We start from the raw sequence: 18,953 nt of genomic DNA, 5'->3' as shown, positions 1-18,953 counted from the left end.
TCGCAGGAAAGGCGGCATTGGCGACAGCCACTGCCGCCTTTCTTTGTCCCGCGAACGCCTTGCCGATGGGCGGGCCGAACACTGCTTGGCTTGACGCGTTTTCTTGACCCGAACCGGGAGACCAATTCGCTCGAAAGCGCTATGCTCCTCACAAGATCTGGAGGAAACAGGCATGGCGAGCGAATTCGCGGCGGGCAATTACCGGTTCATTCCGGCCGTGTTCCAATATTCAAGTGGTGCGCAGGCGAACGCGGGCTATGAGATCGAGCGGGTGCGCTTCGATCGCCTGGTGCCGCTTGCGGAAGGTTTTGCGCGCATTGCCGCCTACATCAAGGACGCCGGCCGGCCGCTGACCTCGTTCTGCGCCTGCGAACTGCGTTCACCGGCCGCCTTTACCGAGGACGGCTTCCGCGCCTTCAACCAGCATTATGTCAAGACGCTCGCCGAATGGGGCCTGTTCGACGGCACCATCAATCCGGTGGCGCGCAGCAATGTCTGTCCCGAGATCGATCCGGCGGCCGAGCCGTCGTTCCATGCGTTCTCGTTCACGCGGCCGAGCGCGAGCACCTCGCCGTCCTTCGTGATCGCGGGCGGCGCCGAAGCCCGCAGTGGCACTGCCAGCTACCCCGACCGCATCGTTTGCTATCGCGATCTCAGCCCCGGCGCGTGGCGGGAGAAGGTCCGCTTCACCACCGCCGAGATGGAGCGCCGTCTTGCGGAGTTCAGCTTCGGCTGGGCGGAGACGACAGCGGTGCAAGCCTACACCGTGCACGACATCCATCCCGTGATCGTCGACGAGCTGGTCCGCCGCAGCGCCACGCGCTCCGGCTTGACCTGGCACTTCTGCCGCCCACCGGTGGTCGATCTCGAATACGAGATGGATTGCAGGAGGGTGCTGCGCGAGGTGGTGATTTAGCTGAAGAGCTTTGGGTACGCATGCTACGAGTCCCGTCATCCTGAGGAGCGCGTAGCGCGTCTCGAGGGATGCATGGCCCGACTGGTGGCCGTGCATCCTTCGAGGCTCGCTCCGCTCGCACCTCAGGATGACGGGAAGGGATGGAGGCTCAGATCAGCCTCACCGCGCCTTCGGGTCCAGCGCGTCGCGCAGGCCGTCGCCGACCAGGTTGAACGACAGCACGACCAGGAAGATCGCAAGCCCCGGCCAGATCGCCATCCATGGCGCGCTGGTCAGGAAGCGTTGCGCGGCGTTGAGCATGCTGCCCCAGGACGGCGCCGGCGGCTGCTGGCCGAGGCCGAGAAAGGACAGCGCGGCCTCGGCGATGATCGCGGCCGCGATCGACAGCGTAGCCTGTACCAAAAGAGCCGGCAGGATATTGGGCAGGATGTGAACCAGCGCGATGCGCCAGCGCGGATTGCCCATGGCGCGTGCGGCCTCGACATAGTCCTCGACCTTGACGCTCATCACCTGGCCGCGGGTCAGGCGGATGAAGATCGGGGTCGCCGAGACGCCGATCGCGATCATCGCATTGCCGAGGCTCGGCCCGAGGAAGGCGGCGAGCGCGATCGCCAGGATCAGGAACGGGCAGGCCAGCATCGCATCGGTGATACGGCTGATGAGCGCGTCGATGAAGCCGCCGCGATAGCCGGCGACGAGCCCGAGCGGTACGCCGATCGCAAGCGCGATGCTGACCGAGATGACGCCGGCAAGCAGCGAGGCGCGGGCGCCGAACACGACGCGGGCGAGCACGTCGCGGCCGAGCTCATCGGTGCCGAACCAGTGCTGCATCGACGGCGCCTTGCGGACCAGCGACCAGCTCGTCGCGATCGGATCATAGGGCACGATCAGCGGCGCGAAGACGGCGAGCAGAACAAAGAGCGCGATCACGGCGAGCCCGAGCACGGCACCCTTGCGCCGGATCAGCCGCCGCCCGGCGCGCCGTGCCGGGCTCTCCAGCGTCTCGGCGGCAAGCGAAGCTGATGTGCTGAGTACCGCGTCGGTCATCCGATCAGCCCCTCAGCCGCGGATTGACGAGGATGTAGGCGATGTCGGCGATCAGGTTGAGCGTGATGTAGATCGTCGCCGTTGTCAGCACCACGCCCTGCACGACGGCATAGTCGCGGTTGAACACGGCATCGACGATCAGCTTGCCGAAGCCCGGGATCGAGAAGATCTGCTCGGTAAGAACCGCACCCGACAGCAGCGTGCCGAGCTCGAGCGCGCCGAGCGTGATGATCGGCGTCAGCGCGTTGCGCATCGCATGCTTGAGGATCACCGTGCGCTCGGACAAGCCCTTGGCGCGCGCGGTGCGGACATAGTCGCTCTCCAGCACCTGCAGCATGGCGCTTCGTGTATGACGCATCAGGACCGCGGCGATCGCATTGCCGAGGACGAAGGCCGGCATGATGGTGGCGGCGAGGCTGGCGCGCCAGTTCTCGGTCAGCGGCACATAGCCGGACGCCGGAAGCCAGCCGAGTTCAATGGAGAACAGGAAGATCAGCATGATGCCGAGCCAGAAGTTCGGCGTCGAGATGCCCCACAGCGCGAACAAATTGGCGCCGTAGTCCCAGGCGGTGCCTTTCTTGACGGCCGAGACGATGCCGGCGGGAATGCCGATCAGGAAGGCGATCACGATCGCCATGCCCGCAAGCTGCAGCGTGACCGGCAGCTTCTGCGCAATCAGCTCCAGCACCGGCATCTTGTTGCGCAAGGACTCGCCGAAGTCGCCCGACAGCACACCCTTGATCCAGTAGACATATTGCACCGGGATCGGCTGATCGAGATGGTACTGCGCACGGATCTGCGCGATCACGGCCGGGTCGCGCTCCTCGCCGGCCATCACCAGCGCCGGGTCGCCTGGCAGCAAATGCTGCAGCGAGAAGATCAGCACCGAAACGAAGAACAGCGTCGGGACGGTTTGAACCAGCCGCTTGGCGAGGAAGTTCAGCATGGCGATGCTCGTGTCCCGGACACCGGCGCGATCACTTCAGCTTGAGCCCGACCACGCGCACCAGGCCGTCGGGCATCTGCTTGTAGCCGTCGAGCTTGGTGGTGTGCGCGATGATGATGCGGCGGTGGTAGATATAGAGAATGGCCTCGTCCTCAAGCTCGAGCTTGGTGAGCTTGGCGTAGATTGCCTTGCGCTGCGCCATGTCGGTGGTGAGGCGGGCATCGTCGAGCGCCTTGTCGGCCTCGGGATTGGCCCAGGCGCTGTAGTTCTGCGGCGCGTCCCTGTGCAGGAAGACGTAGGAGTTTCCGTCCGGATCAATGCGGCCGCTCCAGGCCAGCATATAGGCCTGGTATTCGCCGGCCTCGGCCTGCTTGAGCGACGTCGCGAACTCGGTGACCCGGATCTTGAGGTCGAAGCCGGCCTCCGCGGCCATCGACTGGATCACCTGCGCGGTGGCCTCGGTCTCGGGACCCTTCGGCACCATGAAATCGACGCTGACCGGCGGCGTCACGCCGGCTTCCTTCAACAGTGCCTTGGCCTTCTCGATATCGCGCGGACGGATCGGAAACTCCTTCTGGTAATAAGGATGATCCGGGCTGATCCACTGGTTTCCCGGCTTGAACTCGCCGTTGAACACGACCTGGTTGATCGCCTCGCGATCGATCGAGAGGTCGAGTGCCTGCCGGACCTTAGCGGACTGGCTCAACGGACCTTTGGCCTTGTCCTTGCCGATATTGAGCGTGATGCCCTGATAGCCAAGCTCGATTGCGCTCGAGCCGCGAATCCGCGCGCACGTCCTTCAAGTCGGTCGCAAGCACGCGCTCGATCAGGTCGAGGCCGCCCGACTTGAGATTGGCGAGCCGCACCGTGGCATCCACGATCGGCAGATAGACGATGCGGTCGATGAAGACGTTGTCCTTGTTCCAGTAGTCGGCAAATTTCTCCAGCACGATGCGGTCCTGCTGCACGCGCTCGACGAATTTGTAGGGACCAGCGCAGACCGGATGCAGGCCGAGCTTGTCGCCGGCAGCCTTGGCGGCCTTGGGCGACACCATCATGCCGGCGCGGTCGGTGAGCTGCGCGATCAGGGGCGAGAACGGTGCCTTGAGCACGAGCTTGATGGTCAGGGGATCGACGACGTCGATATGATCGATGCTGGCAAGCTCCGGCTTGCGGAACGAGCCTGGGAGAGTCAGATGCCGCTGCAGCGAGAACTTGGCGGCCTCCGCATCGAGCGGCTCGCCATCCTGGAACTTGACGCCGGGCCTGAGCTTGATGGTGACTTCCTTGCCGTCGGCGGAAGTCTCGTGCGACAGCGCGAGTTGCGGCACGATGTTGAGCTTCTCGTCGATGTCGAACAGCTTGTCGCAAAGTGCAGCGAATACGATGCGGCCGACATAGGTACGCGCCATGGTCGGATCGAGCACGTCGGGGTCCTCGGCAAGCCCGATCCGCAGCGTGGTCTGGGCCTGGGCGCCTGCCGCCAGCGACAGCAGCAGGGCGGCGGCGGTCGCCGCCAAACGAAACATCCTCATCGCGCAACTCCCCTTGATCATGCTTGCGGCAGCGTCTCGACGTTACCAACCCCGCCGCGGCCGGTCCCTTCCGCCGCTCCGCTGAATGCCGCCACCAATTTCTCCAATGTAGGCGAGAAGCCGCCATCGGCGGGAACGATGGTCTCCGCGGGCGGCAGTTCGGCGACGCGGTGACAGGCCGTGGCATGGCCCGCGCCATCCGCCAGCAATTGCGGAATCTCGTTGCGGCAGCGCGCGATCACGTAGGGGCAGCGGGTATGGAAGCGGCAGCCGGAGGGCGGATTGAGCGCGCTCGGCAGCTCACCCTCCAGCACGATGCGGCTGCGCCTGGCGCGCGGCTTCGGCACCGGGATCGCCGACAACAGCGCGCGGCTGTAGGGATGGCGCGGCGCGGCGAACAGCGCCTGCGCCTCCGCCGTCTCGACGATAGTGCCGAGATTCATCACGGCGACACGGTCGGCGATGTGTTTGACGACGGCGAGATCGTGCGAGACGAAGATGTAGGCAAGCTTCAGGCGATCCTGCAGGTCGCGCAGCAAATTCAGGATCTGCGAGCGGATCGAGACGTCGAGCGCCGACACCGGCTCGTCGCAGATGATCAGCTTCGGCTCGACCGCGAGCGCGCGGGCAATCGCGATGCGCTGGCGCTGGCCGCCGGAGAATTCATGCGGATAGCGGCGCGCGAAGCGCGGCTCGAGCCCGACCAGACGCAACAGCTCCTCGACCCGCTCGCGGCGGCGCGCAGCCGGCACGAGATCGTGCAGCGCCAGCGGCTCGGTCAGGATCTGGCTCACCGTCATGCGCGGGTTGAGCGAAGCGTAGGGGTCCTGGAAGATGAGCTGCGCGTCGCGGCGGAACGCGCGCAATTGCTCGGCATTGAGCGCGCGGAGGTCGCGGCCCTCGAAGTGGACGCGTCCGGCGTCCGGCTCGATCAGCCGCAGCACCAGGCGGCTGACGGTGGATTTGCCGCAGCCGGATTCGCCGACCAGCGCCAGCGTCTTGCCGGCCTCGACCGTGAAGCTGACGCCGTCGACCGCCTTCACATGAGCGGTCGGCCGTCCGAACACCGAGCGTTCGGCGACGAAATGCTTCACCAGCCCTTCGACCTCGAGCAGCGCAGTCATGATACCAGCCGCTCCAAGGGCGCGCGGATGCAGCGCGAGGCGTGGGTCGCGCTCAGCAGCGCGAGCGGCGGCGGCGACCGGGTGCAGGCATCTTTCACGAATGGGCAGCGCGCGGCAAAGCGGCAGCCCGCCGGCGGGTTCGCCATGTTCGGCACCATGCCTTCGATGGTGGCGAGATGGCTGGTGCGGCGGTCGAGCCGCGGGATCGAGCCGAGCAGGCCGACCGTGTAGGGATGCTGCGGATTGGCAAACAGCTCGTCGACCGGGGCGCGCTCGACGATCTCGCCCGCATACATCACCGCGACTTCGTCGCAGACTTCGGCGACGACGCCGAGATCGTGCGTGATCAGGATGATCGCGGCGCCGCTCGCGGCCTTCAGCTCGCGCATCAGATCGAGGATCTGGGCCTGGAGGGTGACGTCGAGCGCGGTGGTCGGCTCATCGGCGATCAGGAGCTGCGGATCGCAGGCCAGCGCCATCGCGATCATCACGCGCTGGCGCATGCCGCCGGAGAGCTTGTGCGGATATTCGTCGATGCGCTTCTCGGGCGAGGGAATATGGACGCGGCGCAGCAGCTCGATGGTGCGCTCGCGCGCGGCGCGGCGCGAGCCGCCGCGGTGGCGCAAAATGGTCTCGGCGATCTGGTCGCCGATGGTGAAGCTCGGGTTGAGCGAGGTCATCGGCTCCTGGAAGATCATCGCGAGGCGATTGCCGCGCAGGTCGCGCAGCGTCGCATCCGGCACGTCAAGCAGGTCGAAGCCGTCGAAGCGGATCGCGCCGGAGACCGCGGCCGACTGCTTCGGCAACAGTCCCATGATCGCAAGCGAGGTGACGCTCTTGCCGCAGCCGGACTCGCCGACCAGGCCGAGCGTGGCGCCGTTGGCGACGGAAAGGTCCACGCTGTCGACGGCATGCGTCACGCGGCCGTCGTCGCTGTGGAAGGTGACGCGCAGGCCCTCGATCTCGATCAGCGGACCGGCGGTCATTTGCGGCTCTTCGATGCCGCTGCGATGCCGGCGTCGATCTTGGCGCGGTCGCTGGTTCCGGCCGGGTTGTCGCGGGTCGGCATGAAGCTCCGGAACGGCACCCAGTGGTCGCGGCTGACCGCTTCCAGCCGTTCCAGCTCGCGCAAGGGATCGGCGTGGTCGTCGACCCGCAGGTCGAGCAACGGCCATTGCTCGGTTCCGTGGATCAGAAGGGCGGCCGATTGCTTGCCGCGCTTGTCGCCGCCGGCCGCTTCGCCGGCGAACATCGCCTTGATCAGCCGCTCCGCGAACGGCAGCTTCTCGTTCGCGGCATAGACGCGCGCGGTCTCGTCGAGTACGGCGGGCCCGGCCAGCATATTGCCGGCGATCGAGAAGCCGTCGCCGGCGATATGGCCGAACCAGTCGATGCAATCCTTGCCCGAATGGGCGGCGATCCGGCCCTTGCTGTCCATGACATGCACCTGCCGGCTCTCGCGGCCGCCGTCACGCGCGAGCAGCGCCGCGATGGTTTCGTGCGGGCTCTTGCCGTCGCGCAGCAGCGCGAGGCCGTCGATGCCGTAATAGGGATTGACCAGCGCCTGCGTCGCAATGGCGCCGATCCCCGGTGCAATGTGCGGCACGAGGGCGCCGACCGCGAAGAACCGCGTTGCGACGGCGATGCCGAGCTGGCCGGTGGCGCTGTCGCGGGCGATGATCGACCAGGTCATCCCAAACCTCTAGCGGCCCGCGGCGTAACCCTGCATGCCGCGCGGGTTGGCGGCGGCGCGGCGGCGGGGGCCGACCTTCGAGGCCGCGGTGAGGCGGCCTTCCGACCAATCCGGGCCAATCTCCACCACATGGCCGCGGCGCTTCAATTCGTCGATGGTCGATTTCGGCACGCGATTTTCCAGCACCAGCACGCCGGGGCGCGAGGTGCGCGGCCAGAACGAAATCGGGAAATGCTCGGAGTGCCAGGCCGGCGCGTCGATCGCTTCCTGCAGATTGAGCCTGGCGTGGACATGGCGCAGGAAGAACTGCGTGATCCACTGATCCTGCTGGTCGCCGCCCGGCGAGCCCCAAGAGAGATACGGCTCGCCGTCGCGCAGCGCCATGGTCGGCGACAGCGTGGTGCGCGGCCGCTTGCCCGGCGCCAGCGAGGCAGGGTGGTTCTCCTCCAGCCAGAACATCTGGGCGCGGCTGCCGAGGCAGAAGCCGATCTCGGGAATCACCGGCGAGGATTGCAGCCAGCCGCCGGACGGCGTCGCCGAGATCATGTTGCCGGCCTTGTCGATGATGTCGAAATGCACGGTGTCACCGCGCACCTCGCCGAAGCGGCCGACCGTCGGCTCTCCCGCGCCCATGGCGCCGACCGCCTCGCGATGCCCTTCGGCGTGTCGCAGCTTCACGACGCCGCCGAAGCCTGTGACCGAGCCGGGGCGGAAGTCGAGCGACGCCTTGTCCTTCGAGATCAGCTTGCGCCGTTCGTTGTTGTAGGCATCGGACAGCAGCGTTTCGATCGGGATGTCGGTGAACTTGGGATCGCCATAGAACGTCTCGCGATCGGCATAGGCAAGCTTGGCGGCTTCGATCTGCAAATGGATGAAGTCGGGGCCCGCGGGATCGAGCCCGTCGAGCTCAAAACCCTTCAGCAGCGCGAGCTGCTGCAGCATCACCGGACCCTGGCTCCAGACGCCGCACTTCTGCACGGCGTAGCGGCCGTAATCGTAGGTCAGCGGCGCCTCGATGGTCGGCTGCCAGCGCGCCATGTCGTCGGCCGACAGCACGCCGCGATGCGGCGAGCCGGAGACGTCCATCACCTCCTGGGTGCGGCAGAATCTGTCGATCGCCTCGGCGACGAAGCCCTTCGACCAGGCCTGCCGCGCGCGCTCGATCTGCGCCACGCGGTCGCCGCCTGCGCTCTCCGCCTCGGTCAGGATGCGAGCGTAGGTCTCCGCGAGCTTCCTGTTGGTAAAGATGGTGCCGGGCTTCGGCACCTCGCCACCAGGCAGATAGATCTCGGCGGACGTGAGCCAGTATTTCCGGAACAGCTGCTCGACGGTCTTGATGGTGGCGGAGGCGCGCTCGACCAGCGGATGGCCGTCGCGGGCATAGGCGATCGCCGGCTCCAGCACGTCGCGCAGCTTCATCGTGCCGTAGTCGCGCAGCAGCAGCATCCAGGTTTCGAACGTGCCGGGCACACAGGCCGCGAGCAGGCCGGTGCCGGGCACCATTTCGAGGCCTTCGCTGCGATAATGCGCGATCGTCGCCTTGGCCGGCGCCGGTCCCTGGCCGCAGATCACTTCGGTTTTGCCGCGCTTGACGTCGTGCACGATGAGCGGGACGTCGCCGCCGGGGCCGTTCAGATGCGGCTCGACCACCTGCAACGTGAACGCCGCCGCAACGCCGGCGTCGAAGGCGTTGCCGCCTTTCTCCAACGCCGCCATGCCGACTGCGGTCGCGATCCAGTGGGTCGAGGTGACGACGCCGAAGGTACCTTCGATCTCTGGCCTTGTGGTGAACGGATCGGGATTGACGTTGCTCATGGGGCTGCGCTTCCGGCTAGGTCTTGTGGCGCGCGCACTTGATCACAGGCCGGCTGGTATGCCAACCGCTTGGTGGACATGGCCGCTCCCATCCGCGTGATCATGCCGGAACGGCGGCGGCAGGGCTGTTGACGGCGTGGCAGGCGACGCCGTCGATCAGTTCCGGCGCCTTCTCGCGGCAGAGATCGAAGGCGAGGGGACAGCGCGGGTTGAACGCGCAGCCCCGCGGCGGATCGATCGGGTTGGGGATCTCGCCCTTGACCGGGATGCGCTGGCGGCCGGACATCGCAAGGTCCGGAACCGCGCCGAGCAGCATCTTGGTGTAGGGCATCCGCGGGTTCTCGAACAATTTTCGGCCCTCGGCGATCTCGACGATGCGGCCGAGATACATCACGCCGATCCTGGTTGCCATGTGGCGGACAACCGCGAGATTGTGGCTGATGAACAGATAGGTCAGGCCGAACTTGTCCTGCAGGTCGCGCATCAGATTGAGGATCTGCGCCTGCACCGAGACGTCGAGCGCCGAGGTCGGCTCGTCGCAGACGATGAACTCGGCTTCCGACGCCAGTGCGCGGGCGATCGCGATGCGCTGGCGTTGGCCGCCGGAAAACTCATGCGGGAATTTCTGGCCGTCGTCGGGGTGCAGGCCGACGAGCGAAAGCAGTTCGCCGACCCGGGCCTTGATGTCGCGTTCGCCCGCGATCAGGTCGAAGGCGCGGATCGGCTCGGCCACGATGGCGGCGACCCGGTAGCGCGGGTTGAGGCTGGCATAGGGGTCCTGGAAAACCATCTGGATGCGCCGGCGCAGCCGGCGGCGCGCCTGCGCCTGGCGCGGATCGGTCATCGAGACGCCGTCGATGACGACCTCGCCCGAGCTCGGCGGCAACAGGCCGACCACCATGCGTGCCACCGTGGTCTTGCCGGAGCCGGATTCGCCGACCAGCGCAAACGTCTCGCCGCGCTTGATGTCGAAGCTGACGCCGTCGACGGCCTTCAGGAATTCGAGATGGCCGCCTTCGATCACGCGGTTGAGCCACGGCTTCGAGACGTCGAAGACGCGGCGCAGGTTCTTGACCTCGATCAGCGTCCCGCTCATGCCGCCGTCTCCTTCGCCGGTTCGAACAGATGGCAGGCGACGGATTGGGTGCCCTGCCGGATCGGCTCGGGGCGTTCGACGCGGCAGCGATCGAAGACAAACGCACAGCGCGGATTGAACGGGCAGCCGGCCGGGATCGCCGATAGCCGCGGCATCGAGCCCGGGATCTGCACCAGGCGCTTGTCCTCGCCTGCGAGCGTCGGGATCGCGCCCATCAAGCCCCTGGCGTAAGGATGCAGCGGGTTGCGCACCACCTCCTGCACCGGGCCGATCTCCGCGATACGGCCGGAATACATCACCGCGACGCGGTCGCAGGTCTCGGCGATCACGCCCATGTCGTGGGTCACCAGCATCACGGCGGTGCCGTGGTCGCGGCCGAGCCGCTTGATCAGCGCGATGATCTGCGCCTGCACCGAGACGTCGAGCGCGGTGGTCGGCTCGTCGGCGATGATCAGCTCGGGCTCGGCGCAGATCGCAAGCGCGATCACGACGCGCTGGCGCATGCCGCCGGAGAATTCGTGCGGGTAGCCGTCGATGCGCTTCTCCGGCGCGGGGATGCCGACCTCGGCGAGCAGATCGATGGCGCGCCGGCGCGCGGCGCTTTCGCTCAGATTGGTGTGGGTGCGAATCGTCTCGATGATCTGGTCGCCGATCCGGTAGAGCGGATTGAGGCTGGTCAGCGGGTCCTGGAAGATCATGCCGATCCGCTTGCCCCTGACGCGGCGGATTTCTTCCGGCGGAAGATGGTCGATCCGCGTGCCCGAGAGCTCGATCTGGCCGCCGGAGATGCGGCCGGGCGGATCGATCAGCCCGATCACCGCAAGGCCGGTGACCGATTTGCCGGCGCCGGACTCGCCGACCACACCGAGCACCTCGCCCTTGGCGATGTCGAACGACACACCGTTGATGGCGCGCAGCGTCGCGCGCCGGGTGACGAATTCCACCTCGAGATTGCGCACGGAGAGAACAGGCTGGATCATCGGAGCTTTGGGTTCAATGCGTCGCGCAGCCAGTCGCCGAGCAGGTTGATGGAGAGGATCAGGCCCGCCAGTGCGATACCTGGAAAGGCGACGATCCACCATTCGCCGGCAAACAGGTAGTTGTTGCCGATCCGGATCAGGGTGCCGAGCGAGGGCATGGTATCGGGCATGCCGGCGCCGAGGAAAGACAGCGTCGCCTCGGTGATGATCGCGAGCGCGAGGTTGATGGTGGCGATGACCAGGATCGGGCCCATCGTGTTCGGCAGCACGTGCCGCAGCATGATCGTCGGCGCCGGCAGGCCGATCAGCTGCGCCGCCGCCACGTAGTCCTTGTTCTTCTCGACCATGACCGAGCCGCGCACGGTGCGGGCATATTGCACCCAGAAACTGAGGCCGATCGCGATGACCAGCACGCCGAACGTGCTCATCTCGTCGAGCCGGTTGCCGAGCAGCGATTTGGCGACGCCGTTAACGAGGAGCGCGATCAGGATCGCCGGGAAGGTGAGCTGGACGTCGGCGATCCGCATGATCACGCTGTCGACCACGCCGCCGAAATAACCGGCGACCAGCCCGAGGGCGATGCCGAGCGCGCCGGCGAACACCACGCCGGCAACGCCGACCGCAAGCGAGATGCGCAGGCCGTAGAGGATCGCCGAGAGCACGTCGCGGCCCTGCTCGTCGGTGCCGAGCAGGAACGGGCTCTGGCCGTCGGCGGTCCACAGCGGCGCGATCCGCGAGTTGATCAGCTGCAGCTGCGCCGGATCGAACGGGTTCTGCACCGCAAGCCATGACGCAAAGATCGCCAGCAGGAAGAACAACAGCGTGATCACGGCGGCGACCATCGTCAGCCTGGATCGGCGGAACGAATAGAGGATGTCGCTGTCGAGCGCGCGCCCGAACCAGCCGGCAGGTGCCTGCGGGTGATCTTCGGAGCGATGGGGGACGACGGCGTCGGACATCGGTTGCCCCCTCACGCCGCGCGGCCGATGGTCGAGCGCAAGCGCGGATCGACCACGGTGTAGAGGATGTCGACGACGAGATTGATGGTGACGAAGATCAGCGAGACCATCAACAGATACGCGGCCATGATCGGGATATCGACGTTTTGCACGGCCTGCACGAACAGAAGTCCCATGCCCGGCCATTGGAACACGGTTTCGGTGATGATCGAGAAAGCAATAACCGAGCCAAACTGCAGGCCGGCGACCGTGATCACCGGAACCAGGGTGTTCTTCAGCGCATGGCCGAAATGGATCGCGCGCGTGGTCAGCCCGCGGGCGCGGGCGAAGCGGATATAGTCGGTGCGCAGCACTTCCAGCATTTCGGCGCGCACCAGCCGCATGATCAGGGTCATCTGGAACAATCCGAGCGTGATCGCCGGCATGATCAGCGCCTTCAGGCCGGAGACGGTGAGCAGCCCGGTCGACCACCAGCCGAGCTTCACCACCTCGCCGCGGCCGAAGGAGGGCAGCCAGCCCAGCGTCACCGCGAACAGATAGATCAGGAGGATGCCGATCAGGAAGGTCGGCAGCGAAATGCCGATCAGCGATACCGCCTGGAATAATTTGGCGAGCACGGTGTCGCGGCGCAGCGCCGAGTAGACCCCCATCAGGATGCCGGCGATCATCGCGAACACCGTGGCGCAGATCGCAAGCTCCAGCGTCGCCGGCAGCCGTTCGGCCAGCAGCGATGAGACCGGCAGGCGGAACTGGTAGGACACGCCGAACTTGAACTGCAGCGCATCGATGAAGTAGCGGCCGAACTGCACCAGCACGGAATCGTCGAGGCCGAGCGAGCGCCGGATTTCAGCGCGCTGCGCGGCCGAGGTGTCGATCGAGACGATCTGGCTCACCGGATCGCCGGCGAAGCGGAACATCGCGAACGCAATGACGCCTACGGCGAGCATCACGCCGATCGCCTGCAGCACGCGGCGAAGAGTGAAAGCGAGCATCTCTACCTTTCACTGCTTTTGACATCCGGCGCGCGGCTTTGCGCGACCGGAAAGCGAGAGGTCCCGGAAGCCTGCGCTTCCGGGACCCAATTCGCTAGAGCCACTATTCACCTTGCTTGGTCGCCCAGTAGAGCAGCACCTGATTGTCCGCGCGCTGGGTCAATTTGACCTTTTTCGACACGCCCCACACCAGCGGTTGCTGATGCAGCGGAATGTAGCCGTAATCCTTGATGACGATCTCATAGGCTTGCTTGATCAACTGGTCGCGCTTGGCAGTGTCAGTCTCGACCAGGACCTTGTCGGCGAGCGCGTCGACTTCCTTGTTGCAGTAGCCGCCGAGATTGGCTTCGCCTCGGGTGGAGTCCTTCGGATCGTCACGGCAACCGAGGATGTCGTGCAGCACGTTGTGGGAATCCGAGGTCGCAGGCGTCCAGCCCAGCATGAACAACGAGGTCTGGTAGCCGCCGGGCTTCAGCACCTTGGCGAAATACTGCGCCTTCGGCTGCGCCAGCAGGTTCACCTTGATGCCGATGCGGGCCAGCATGCCGACCACCGCCTGGCAGATTGCGGCATCGTTGACGTAGCGGTCGTTCGGGCAATCCATCGTGACTTCGAAGCCGTTCGGATAGCCGGCCTCGGCCAGCAGCTTCTTCGCGCCATCGGGATCGAGCTTCGGCCGGGTGAACTCCTTCGACAGCGGATAGAGTTCGGGCGCGATCATCAGCGTCGAGGGAGTCGACATGCCGCGCATGACGCGGGTCTTGATCAGGTCGACGTCGATCGTCTTGTAGAAAGCTTCGCGGACCTTGATGTCCTTGAACGGATTCTTGCCCTTGACGTTGGAGTACAGCAGCTCATCGCGCGCCATGTCCATGCCGATGAAGATGGTGCGGATTTCCGGCGCGGTCATGACGGTGGCGACGCCGCTGGAATTGACGCGCTGGATGTCCTGCAGCGGCACCGGTTCGATGACATCGACCTCGCCCGAGAGCAGCGCGGCAACGCGGGTGGCGTCGGAGCCGATCGGTGTGAAGATGATCTCCTTGAGATTATGCTCGGGCTTGCGCCAGTAGCCCGGAAACGCCTTGAACACGGTCTTCACGCCGGGCTGGTGGCTCTCGATCGTGAAGGGGCCGGTGCCGTTCTCGTGCAGCGCCGCGTAGCTCGGCGTGGTCGCGGAGGCCGGCGTCGGTGCGACGGCGTTGTTCTCCTCGCACCACTTCTTGTCCATGATGTACCAGCTATCCCATTGCGAGGTCAGGATGGGATTGGGCGAGTCCAGCGTCACGTCGACCGTGTAGTCGTCGACCTTGGTGAACTTGGCGTCGGCCGGGACGTTGCTGAGGAAATTGGAGCCCTTGGCGCGGACGCGCTCGGCGGAGAACAGCACGTCGTCGGCGGTGAAGGGATCGCCATTGTGGAATTTCACGCCCTTGCGCAGATGAAAGCGCCATTTGGTCGGGCTCAGCGTCTCCCAGCTTTCCGCCAGTGCCGGGATGATCTTGAGGTCCTTGTCGCGCGCGGTGAGGCCTTCGTAGACGTGCGCGTGGTGCGCGATCGTCGTGGTTTCCTTCAGCGTGTACGGATCCAGCGACTTCAGCTCGCCCTGATTGGCATATTTCAGTGTCTGCGCCGATGCCGGCAAGGCAAGGGCGACCAGCGCGACGGCAGTCGCCGCAAACAAACTCCAACGTACCGACATGTGATCCCGCGTCCCCGTTTTTGTCCGCCGGCTGCTTTGTCCGGCTGGTATTATTGATGCATGTTGCCAGAGTTTACCGGCCGCGCAAGCGCGATTTGCCAAAGGGTTAATCGGTTCGCGCGGGTGCAGCGCAATGAACGCGATAGGAGAGTAGGCGGTTGGTGCGGGCGCGTGACATTCGACTTTCGGAGTGCTGCTTGCCGAGCACCGGAGTGATCGCCGGCGAGCCGGCTGATGCCGGTCCCGCCAAGCGGTTTGGAGCGGTCGCTCCAAACGGTTTGAAGCCGTCGTTCCAAACGGTTTGGAGCCGTCGTTCCAAACGGTTGGGTTGACCATAACGGATGATTGAGGCCGACTATCCATTGGGGCAGGTACGGCTCGCTTGCGTGACCGACCCCGTCCCGGCGATACTGAGGCGGGCCAGGCGCATTTGAGGAGGCGGATATGAAGGTCAACGTCGAGATAGATTGTACGCCCCTTGAAGCGCGGCAGTTCTTCGGCCTGCCGGACGTGGCACCGATGCAGAACGCGGTGATGGACAGGCTCCAGCAGCAGATGCTGTCGAACATCGACAAGGTTTCGCCGGAAGCGTTGCTGCAAAGCTGGTTCACCTTCGATCCCAAGCTCGCCGAGCGCTTCCAGGACATGTTCGTGGCGATGGCCGGCTTCGGCGGCGGCGCGGGCAAGAAGGACAAGAAATAGTGGCGGCCGCGAAAGGGAGCGTCGATGCGGCCGAACGCCGGTTGCGTCCGCCCAGCCTGTTCCTGATGCTGGCGGAAGCGCGCGGCGTGCTCGAGCTGAATTCGAGCCTGCTGCTGTCGCCCTTGCTGATGCAGGCGCCGAAGGGCGACGGTCATCCGGTGCTGGCGCTGCCGGGCTTCCTCGCCAGCGACCTTTCGATGGCGCCGATGCGGCGCTATCTGAAGGAGCTCGGCTATGACGCCTACGCTTGGAACATGGGCCGCAATTTCGGCGGGATCTCCAGCAGGCGGACTGCGCTGCGCGACCTGCTGAAGCGGGTCCATGAGGCGTCGGGGCGCAAGGTCTCGATCATCGGCTGGAGCCTCGGCGGCGTCTATGCGCGCGACCTGGCGTCGCAGATGCCCGAGCTGGTGCGCTCCATCGTCACGCTGGGCAGCCCGTTCGCCGACGATATCCGCGCCACCAACGCGACCCGGCTGTACGAGCTGCTGTCCGGCGAGGGGGTGGACGACATTCCCGAGATTCGCGCGGCGATCGCCGGCGACATGCCGGTGCCGGCAACCTCGATCTATTCCCGCACCGACGGCATCGTGAATTGGCGGACCTCACGGGTACGGCCGTCGGCGACCGCCGAGAACATCGAGGTGCATTTGGCCAGCCATCTCGGCCTCGGCGTCAACCCCGCGGCGCTGTGGGCGATCGCGGACCGGCTGGCACAGCCGGAAGGGGAGTTCCGGCATTTTGACCGCTCGGGCCCCTTTGCCATTGCCTATGGGCCGGCAGAACAGGCACTATCCTGATCAGACGACGAGAAGCGCCGTCAAGGCGCCCGCGTGAGTTGGCTCTCGGGAGGAGACCATGAGCGACGCCAAAAAGCTGTCCTCGCTGGACGCATCGTTTCTGTATCTGGAAACGCCGGAAATGCCGATGCATGTCGGCAGCATGGCGATCTTCCGGCTGCCCGACGGCTACAAGGGCGACTTCTTCGAGGAGTTCAAGGCGATGATCGCCTCGCGGCTGCACATCGCGCCGATCCTCAAGGCGCGCCTGCAGAAGGCGCCGCTCGACATCGATCACCCGTCCTGGGTCGAGGACGACCAGTTCGACATCGATCGCCACATCTTTCGCGCCAGCCTGCCCGCGCCGCGCGACCGCGCGACGCTGGAGCGCATCGTCGGCTGGATGCACGCCAAGCTGTTGAACCGCGCCCGCCCGCTCTGGGAGTTCTACGTCTTCGAGGGCATGAAGGACAACGAGATCGGGCTCTATTCCAAGATGCACCACGCCTGCATCGACGGCGGCGCCGGCGCGGCGCTGACCAGCATGATCTACGACCTCACGCCGGTGCCGCGGCAGATCGATCCGCCGAGCGCCAAAAAGGTCGCGCAGGAGCCGCGCGACATCGCGGCCAATTTGATCGACGCCTATCAGCAGCTCTGGACCCAGCCGTTCGAGGCGGCCGCCGCCGCACAAAAGAGCCTGGAGCTGCCGCGCTCCGGCAAGAGCGACCTCGGCTCGATCCTGTTCGACAACGCCATGTTCCAGATCGAGAGCGCGGTGAAGTTCGCGGGCTCCATGCCGACCGTGCTCAAGAGCCTGTCCGACGTCGTCGCCAAGATCGCCGATCCCAGGTCGCGCGAGAGTCTGCAAGCGATGTCCTCGCCCCCGACCATCCTCAACAAGGCGATCTCGTCGGAGCGCAGCTTTGCCGGCACCTCGATCTCGCTGTCGCGCGCCAAGGCGCTGGCGAAGGCATCGGGCGGCAAGCTCAACGACGTCGTGCTGGCGCTCGCCTCGGGCGTGGTGCGGCGCTATCTGATCAGCCAGGGCGCGCTGCCAAACAAGTCGCTGACGGCAGGCGTGCCGATCTCGCTGCGCGAGGAAGGCAACGCCGAATCCAACAACCAGGTTTTCGGCATGATCTGCTCGATCGCGACCGACGTCGAGGATCCGAAGAAGCGGCTGGAGACCATCATCGCGCAGTCCACCAAGTCCAAGGAGATGTCGCATCCGCTGCGCGCCCTGGTGCCGCAGGTTTCCAATATCTCGCTGCTGGGCGCGCCGATCCTGGTACAGATCATGGCGCTGCTCTACAGCCGATCCGACCTGTCCAATGTGCTGCCGCCAGCCACCAACATCACGGTGTCGAACGTGCCGGGTCCGCGGCAGACGCTGTACGCGGCCGGCGCGGAGCTGCTTCACATCTTCCCGGTCTCGATCTCGACCCACGGCGTGGCGCTCAACATCACCGTGCAGAGCTACCGCGATCAGCTCGATTTCGGCTTCATCGTCGGCGCCAACATCATTCCGCATGTGCAGGTGATGTGTGACATGCTGCCGCTCGAATTCGATGCACTCGAGGCGGCGTTCGCGCCGCCGCCTGCCGACATCAAGGGCGCGGCCGAATAGGAACCCTGTCAATGATCGAAATGCCACCGCTGCAGTTCGCCGAGACCAACGGCATCCGCATGGGGTTCTACGAAGCAGGCCCCAGGACCGACGCGCCGCCCGTGGTGCTGTGCCACGGCTGGCCTGAACTGGCGTTCTCCTGGCGCCATCAGATCAAGGCGCTGGGCGAGGCCGGCATCCGGGTGATCGCCCCGGATCAGCGCGGCTATGGCGCGACCGACCGGCCGGAGCCGGTTGAGGCCTACGACATGGAGCACCTGACCGGCGACCTGGTCGGCCTGCTCGACCATCTCAAGATCGACAAGGCGATCTTCGTCGGTCACGACTGGGGCGGCTTTGTCGTCTGGCAGATGCCGCTCAGGCATCCGTCGCGGGTCGCCGGCGTCGTCGGCGTCAACACGCCGCATTTGAACCGCGCGCCGATGGACCCGATCGCGCTGTTCCGCCAGCGCTTCGGCGACCAGATGTACATCGTCCAGTTCCAGGATCCGGCGCGCGAGCCCGACCGCATCTTCGGCAGCCGCGTGGAGCAGACCTTCGATGCCTTCATGCGCAAGCCGGCGGCGCGCCCGCCGGGCACACCGGAGGAACAGCCGATCGCCGGCGTCGGCGCCTCGGCGCGGCTGAACCTGGCGTTCCCGCAGATGATCGCGAACTACGACGCCAAGCACGATCCGCGGACGCCGATCCTGTCGGCCGAGGAGAAGAAGGTGTTCGTCGACACCTTCAGCAAGACCGGGTTCACCGGCGGCATCAACTGGTATCGCAACTTCACCCGCAACTGGGAACGCTCGGCCGGGCTCGACCATCACGTGCGGGTGCCGTCGCTGATGATCATGGCTGAGAACGACGCGGTGCTGCCGCCCTCGGCCGCCGACGGCATGGAGAAGCTGGTACCGGACCTCGAAAAGTATCTGGTCCGAGACAGCGGCCATTGGACGCAGCAGGAAAAGCCGGACGAGGTCAGCGCCAAGCTGATTGAGTGGCGCAAGCGAAGGTTTGGGTGAGGACAAGACACTAACGCCGTCATTGCGAGC

Annotated in this window: 16 protein-coding genes and 1 pseudogene; 5 read left to right on the top strand and 12 right to left on the bottom strand. The window is 65.8% G+C overall.

Features of this window, described 5'->3' with window-relative positions; genetic code table 11:
• Positions 1 to 172: 172 nt before the first annotated feature.
• Entirely contained in the window at positions 173 to 916 is a 744-nt protein-coding gene (gene cnbZ / locus ACVW1C_RS07640; protein WP_456757883.1) for a 2-amino-5-chloromuconate deaminase CnbZ, read from the top strand.
• A 159-nt stretch (positions 917 to 1,075) separates the two neighbouring features.
• Here the strand turns inward: cnbZ and ACVW1C_RS07635 are convergent, their stop codons facing one another.
• From ACVW1C_RS07635 to ACVW1C_RS07580, 12 genes and pseudogenes are all read right to left on the bottom strand, one after another.
• Positions 1,076 to 1,963 (bottom strand): ABC transporter permease, encoded by an 888-nt coding sequence (locus ACVW1C_RS07635; protein ID WP_456757882.1) that lies wholly within the window; start codon positions 1,961 to 1,963, stop codon positions 1,076 to 1,078.
• A gap of 4 nt (positions 1,964 to 1,967) precedes the next feature.
• On the bottom strand, positions 1,968 to 2,909 hold the full coding sequence (locus ACVW1C_RS07630) for an ABC transporter permease (protein WP_456757881.1): 942 nt from the start codon (positions 2,907 to 2,909) through the stop codon (positions 1,968 to 1,970).
• A 31-nt stretch (positions 2,910 to 2,940) separates the two neighbouring features.
• Positions 2,941 to 4,444 (bottom strand): annotated as a pseudogene (locus ACVW1C_RS07625) (ABC transporter substrate-binding protein).
• A 17-nt stretch (positions 4,445 to 4,461) separates the two neighbouring features.
• On the bottom strand, positions 4,462 to 5,568 hold the full coding sequence (locus ACVW1C_RS07620) for an ABC transporter ATP-binding protein (RefSeq protein WP_456757880.1): 1,107 nt from the start codon (positions 5,566 to 5,568) through the stop codon (positions 4,462 to 4,464).
• Positions 5,565 to 6,554: an ABC transporter ATP-binding protein gene (locus ACVW1C_RS07615; protein WP_456757879.1), complete on the bottom strand. Its 990-nt coding sequence runs from the start codon at positions 6,552 to 6,554 to the stop codon at positions 5,565 to 5,567. Before ACVW1C_RS07615 ends, ACVW1C_RS07620 begins: the two co-directional genes overlap by 4 nt.
• Entirely contained in the window at positions 6,551 to 7,261 is a 711-nt protein-coding gene (locus tag ACVW1C_RS07610) for a DUF1028 domain-containing protein (protein ID WP_456757878.1), read from the bottom strand. Before ACVW1C_RS07610 ends, ACVW1C_RS07615 begins: the two co-directional genes overlap by 4 nt.
• Positions 7,262 to 7,270: 9 nt before the next feature.
• Positions 7,271 to 9,076: a gamma-glutamyltransferase family protein gene (locus ACVW1C_RS07605; protein ID WP_456757877.1), complete on the bottom strand. Its 1,806-nt coding sequence runs from the start codon at positions 9,074 to 9,076 to the stop codon at positions 7,271 to 7,273.
• A 100-nt stretch (positions 9,077 to 9,176) separates the two neighbouring features.
• Positions 9,177 to 10,172 (bottom strand): ABC transporter ATP-binding protein, encoded by a 996-nt coding sequence (locus ACVW1C_RS07600; protein WP_456757876.1) that lies wholly within the window; start codon positions 10,170 to 10,172, stop codon positions 9,177 to 9,179.
• Positions 10,169 to 11,152, bottom strand: a complete 984-nt coding sequence (locus tag ACVW1C_RS07595; protein ID WP_456757875.1) for an ABC transporter ATP-binding protein — start codon at positions 11,150 to 11,152, stop codon at positions 10,169 to 10,171. Before ACVW1C_RS07595 ends, ACVW1C_RS07600 begins: the two co-directional genes overlap by 4 nt.
• Positions 11,149 to 12,111: an ABC transporter permease gene (locus ACVW1C_RS07590; protein WP_456757874.1), complete on the bottom strand. Its 963-nt coding sequence runs from the start codon at positions 12,109 to 12,111 to the stop codon at positions 11,149 to 11,151. Before ACVW1C_RS07590 ends, ACVW1C_RS07595 begins: the two co-directional genes overlap by 4 nt.
• An 11-nt stretch (positions 12,112 to 12,122) precedes the next feature.
• Positions 12,123 to 13,103, bottom strand: coding sequence for an ABC transporter permease (locus ACVW1C_RS07585; RefSeq protein WP_456757873.1), 981 nt, complete (start codon positions 13,101 to 13,103; stop codon positions 12,123 to 12,125).
• Positions 13,104 to 13,206: 103 nt separating this feature from the next.
• Positions 13,207 to 14,805, bottom strand: coding sequence for an ABC transporter substrate-binding protein (locus tag ACVW1C_RS07580; RefSeq protein WP_456757872.1), 1,599 nt, complete (start codon positions 14,803 to 14,805; stop codon positions 13,207 to 13,209).
• Positions 14,806 to 15,249: 444 nt separating this feature from the next.
• Between ACVW1C_RS07580 and ACVW1C_RS07575 the strand changes: the two genes are divergently transcribed.
• The 4 genes from ACVW1C_RS07575 (at position 15,250) to ACVW1C_RS07560 (ending at position 18,923) form a co-directional block, all read left to right on the top strand.
• Positions 15,250 to 15,507: a DUF6489 family protein gene (locus tag ACVW1C_RS07575; RefSeq protein WP_092125001.1), complete on the top strand. Its 258-nt coding sequence runs from the start codon at positions 15,250 to 15,252 to the stop codon at positions 15,505 to 15,507.
• Between the two features lie 65 nt (positions 15,508 to 15,572).
• Entirely contained in the window at positions 15,573 to 16,307 is a 735-nt protein-coding gene (locus tag ACVW1C_RS07570) for an esterase/lipase family protein (RefSeq protein ID WP_456763014.1), read from the top strand.
• A gap of 58 nt (positions 16,308 to 16,365) precedes the next feature.
• A complete protein-coding gene (locus tag ACVW1C_RS07565; RefSeq protein WP_456757871.1) occupies positions 16,366 to 17,916 on the top strand; it encodes a WS/DGAT/MGAT family O-acyltransferase in 1,551 nt (516 codons plus the stop codon).
• An 11-nt stretch (positions 17,917 to 17,927) separates the two neighbouring features.
• Positions 17,928 to 18,923 (top strand): alpha/beta fold hydrolase, encoded by a 996-nt coding sequence (locus tag ACVW1C_RS07560; protein WP_456757870.1) that lies wholly within the window; start codon positions 17,928 to 17,930, stop codon positions 18,921 to 18,923.
• The last annotated feature ends 30 nt before the right edge of the window (positions 18,924 to 18,953 follow it).

This window comes from Bradyrhizobium sp. USDA 4011, from assembly GCF_054063415.1.
This window is presented reverse-complemented; position numbering and strand designations above follow the sequence as displayed.

What these genes read in the sequence shown, in the direction of transcription:
- cnbZ (WP_456757883.1), top strand. Translation starts at nt 173, where the DNA reads ATGGCGAGCGAATTCGCGGCGGGCAATTACCGGTTCATTCCGGCCGTG.
- ACVW1C_RS07635 (WP_456757882.1), bottom strand. Translation starts at nt 1,963, where the DNA reads ATGACCGACGCGGTACTCAGCACATCAGCTTCGCTTGCCGCCGAGACG.
- ACVW1C_RS07630 (WP_456757881.1), bottom strand. Translation starts at nt 2,909, where the DNA reads ATGCTGAACTTCCTCGCCAAGCGGCTGGTTCAAACCGTCCCGACGCTG.
- ACVW1C_RS07620 (WP_456757880.1), bottom strand. Translation starts at nt 5,568, where the DNA reads ATGACTGCGCTGCTCGAGGTCGAAGGGCTGGTGAAGCATTTCGTCGCC.
- ACVW1C_RS07615 (WP_456757879.1), bottom strand. Translation starts at nt 6,554, where the DNA reads ATGACCGCCGGTCCGCTGATCGAGATCGAGGGCCTGCGCGTCACCTTC.
- ACVW1C_RS07610 (WP_456757878.1), bottom strand. Translation starts at nt 7,261, where the DNA reads ATGACCTGGTCGATCATCGCCCGCGACAGCGCCACCGGCCAGCTCGGC.
- ACVW1C_RS07605 (WP_456757877.1), bottom strand. Translation starts at nt 9,076, where the DNA reads ATGAGCAACGTCAATCCCGATCCGTTCACCACAAGGCCAGAGATCGAA.
- ACVW1C_RS07600 (WP_456757876.1), bottom strand. Translation starts at nt 10,172, where the DNA reads ATGAGCGGGACGCTGATCGAGGTCAAGAACCTGCGCCGCGTCTTCGAC.
- ACVW1C_RS07595 (WP_456757875.1), bottom strand. Translation starts at nt 11,152, where the DNA reads ATGATCCAGCCTGTTCTCTCCGTGCGCAATCTCGAGGTGGAATTCGTC.
- ACVW1C_RS07590 (WP_456757874.1), bottom strand. Translation starts at nt 12,111, where the DNA reads ATGTCCGACGCCGTCGTCCCCCATCGCTCCGAAGATCACCCGCAGGCA.
- ACVW1C_RS07585 (WP_456757873.1), bottom strand. Translation starts at nt 13,103, where the DNA reads ATGCTCGCTTTCACTCTTCGCCGCGTGCTGCAGGCGATCGGCGTGATG.
- ACVW1C_RS07580 (WP_456757872.1), bottom strand. Translation starts at nt 14,805, where the DNA reads ATGTCGGTACGTTGGAGTTTGTTTGCGGCGACTGCCGTCGCGCTGGTC.
- ACVW1C_RS07575 (WP_092125001.1), top strand. Translation starts at nt 15,250, where the DNA reads ATGAAGGTCAACGTCGAGATAGATTGTACGCCCCTTGAAGCGCGGCAG.
- ACVW1C_RS07570 (WP_456763014.1), top strand. Translation starts at nt 15,573, where the DNA reads ATGCTGGCGGAAGCGCGCGGCGTGCTCGAGCTGAATTCGAGCCTGCTG.
- ACVW1C_RS07565 (WP_456757871.1), top strand. Translation starts at nt 16,366, where the DNA reads ATGAGCGACGCCAAAAAGCTGTCCTCGCTGGACGCATCGTTTCTGTAT.
- ACVW1C_RS07560 (WP_456757870.1), top strand. Translation starts at nt 17,928, where the DNA reads ATGATCGAAATGCCACCGCTGCAGTTCGCCGAGACCAACGGCATCCGC.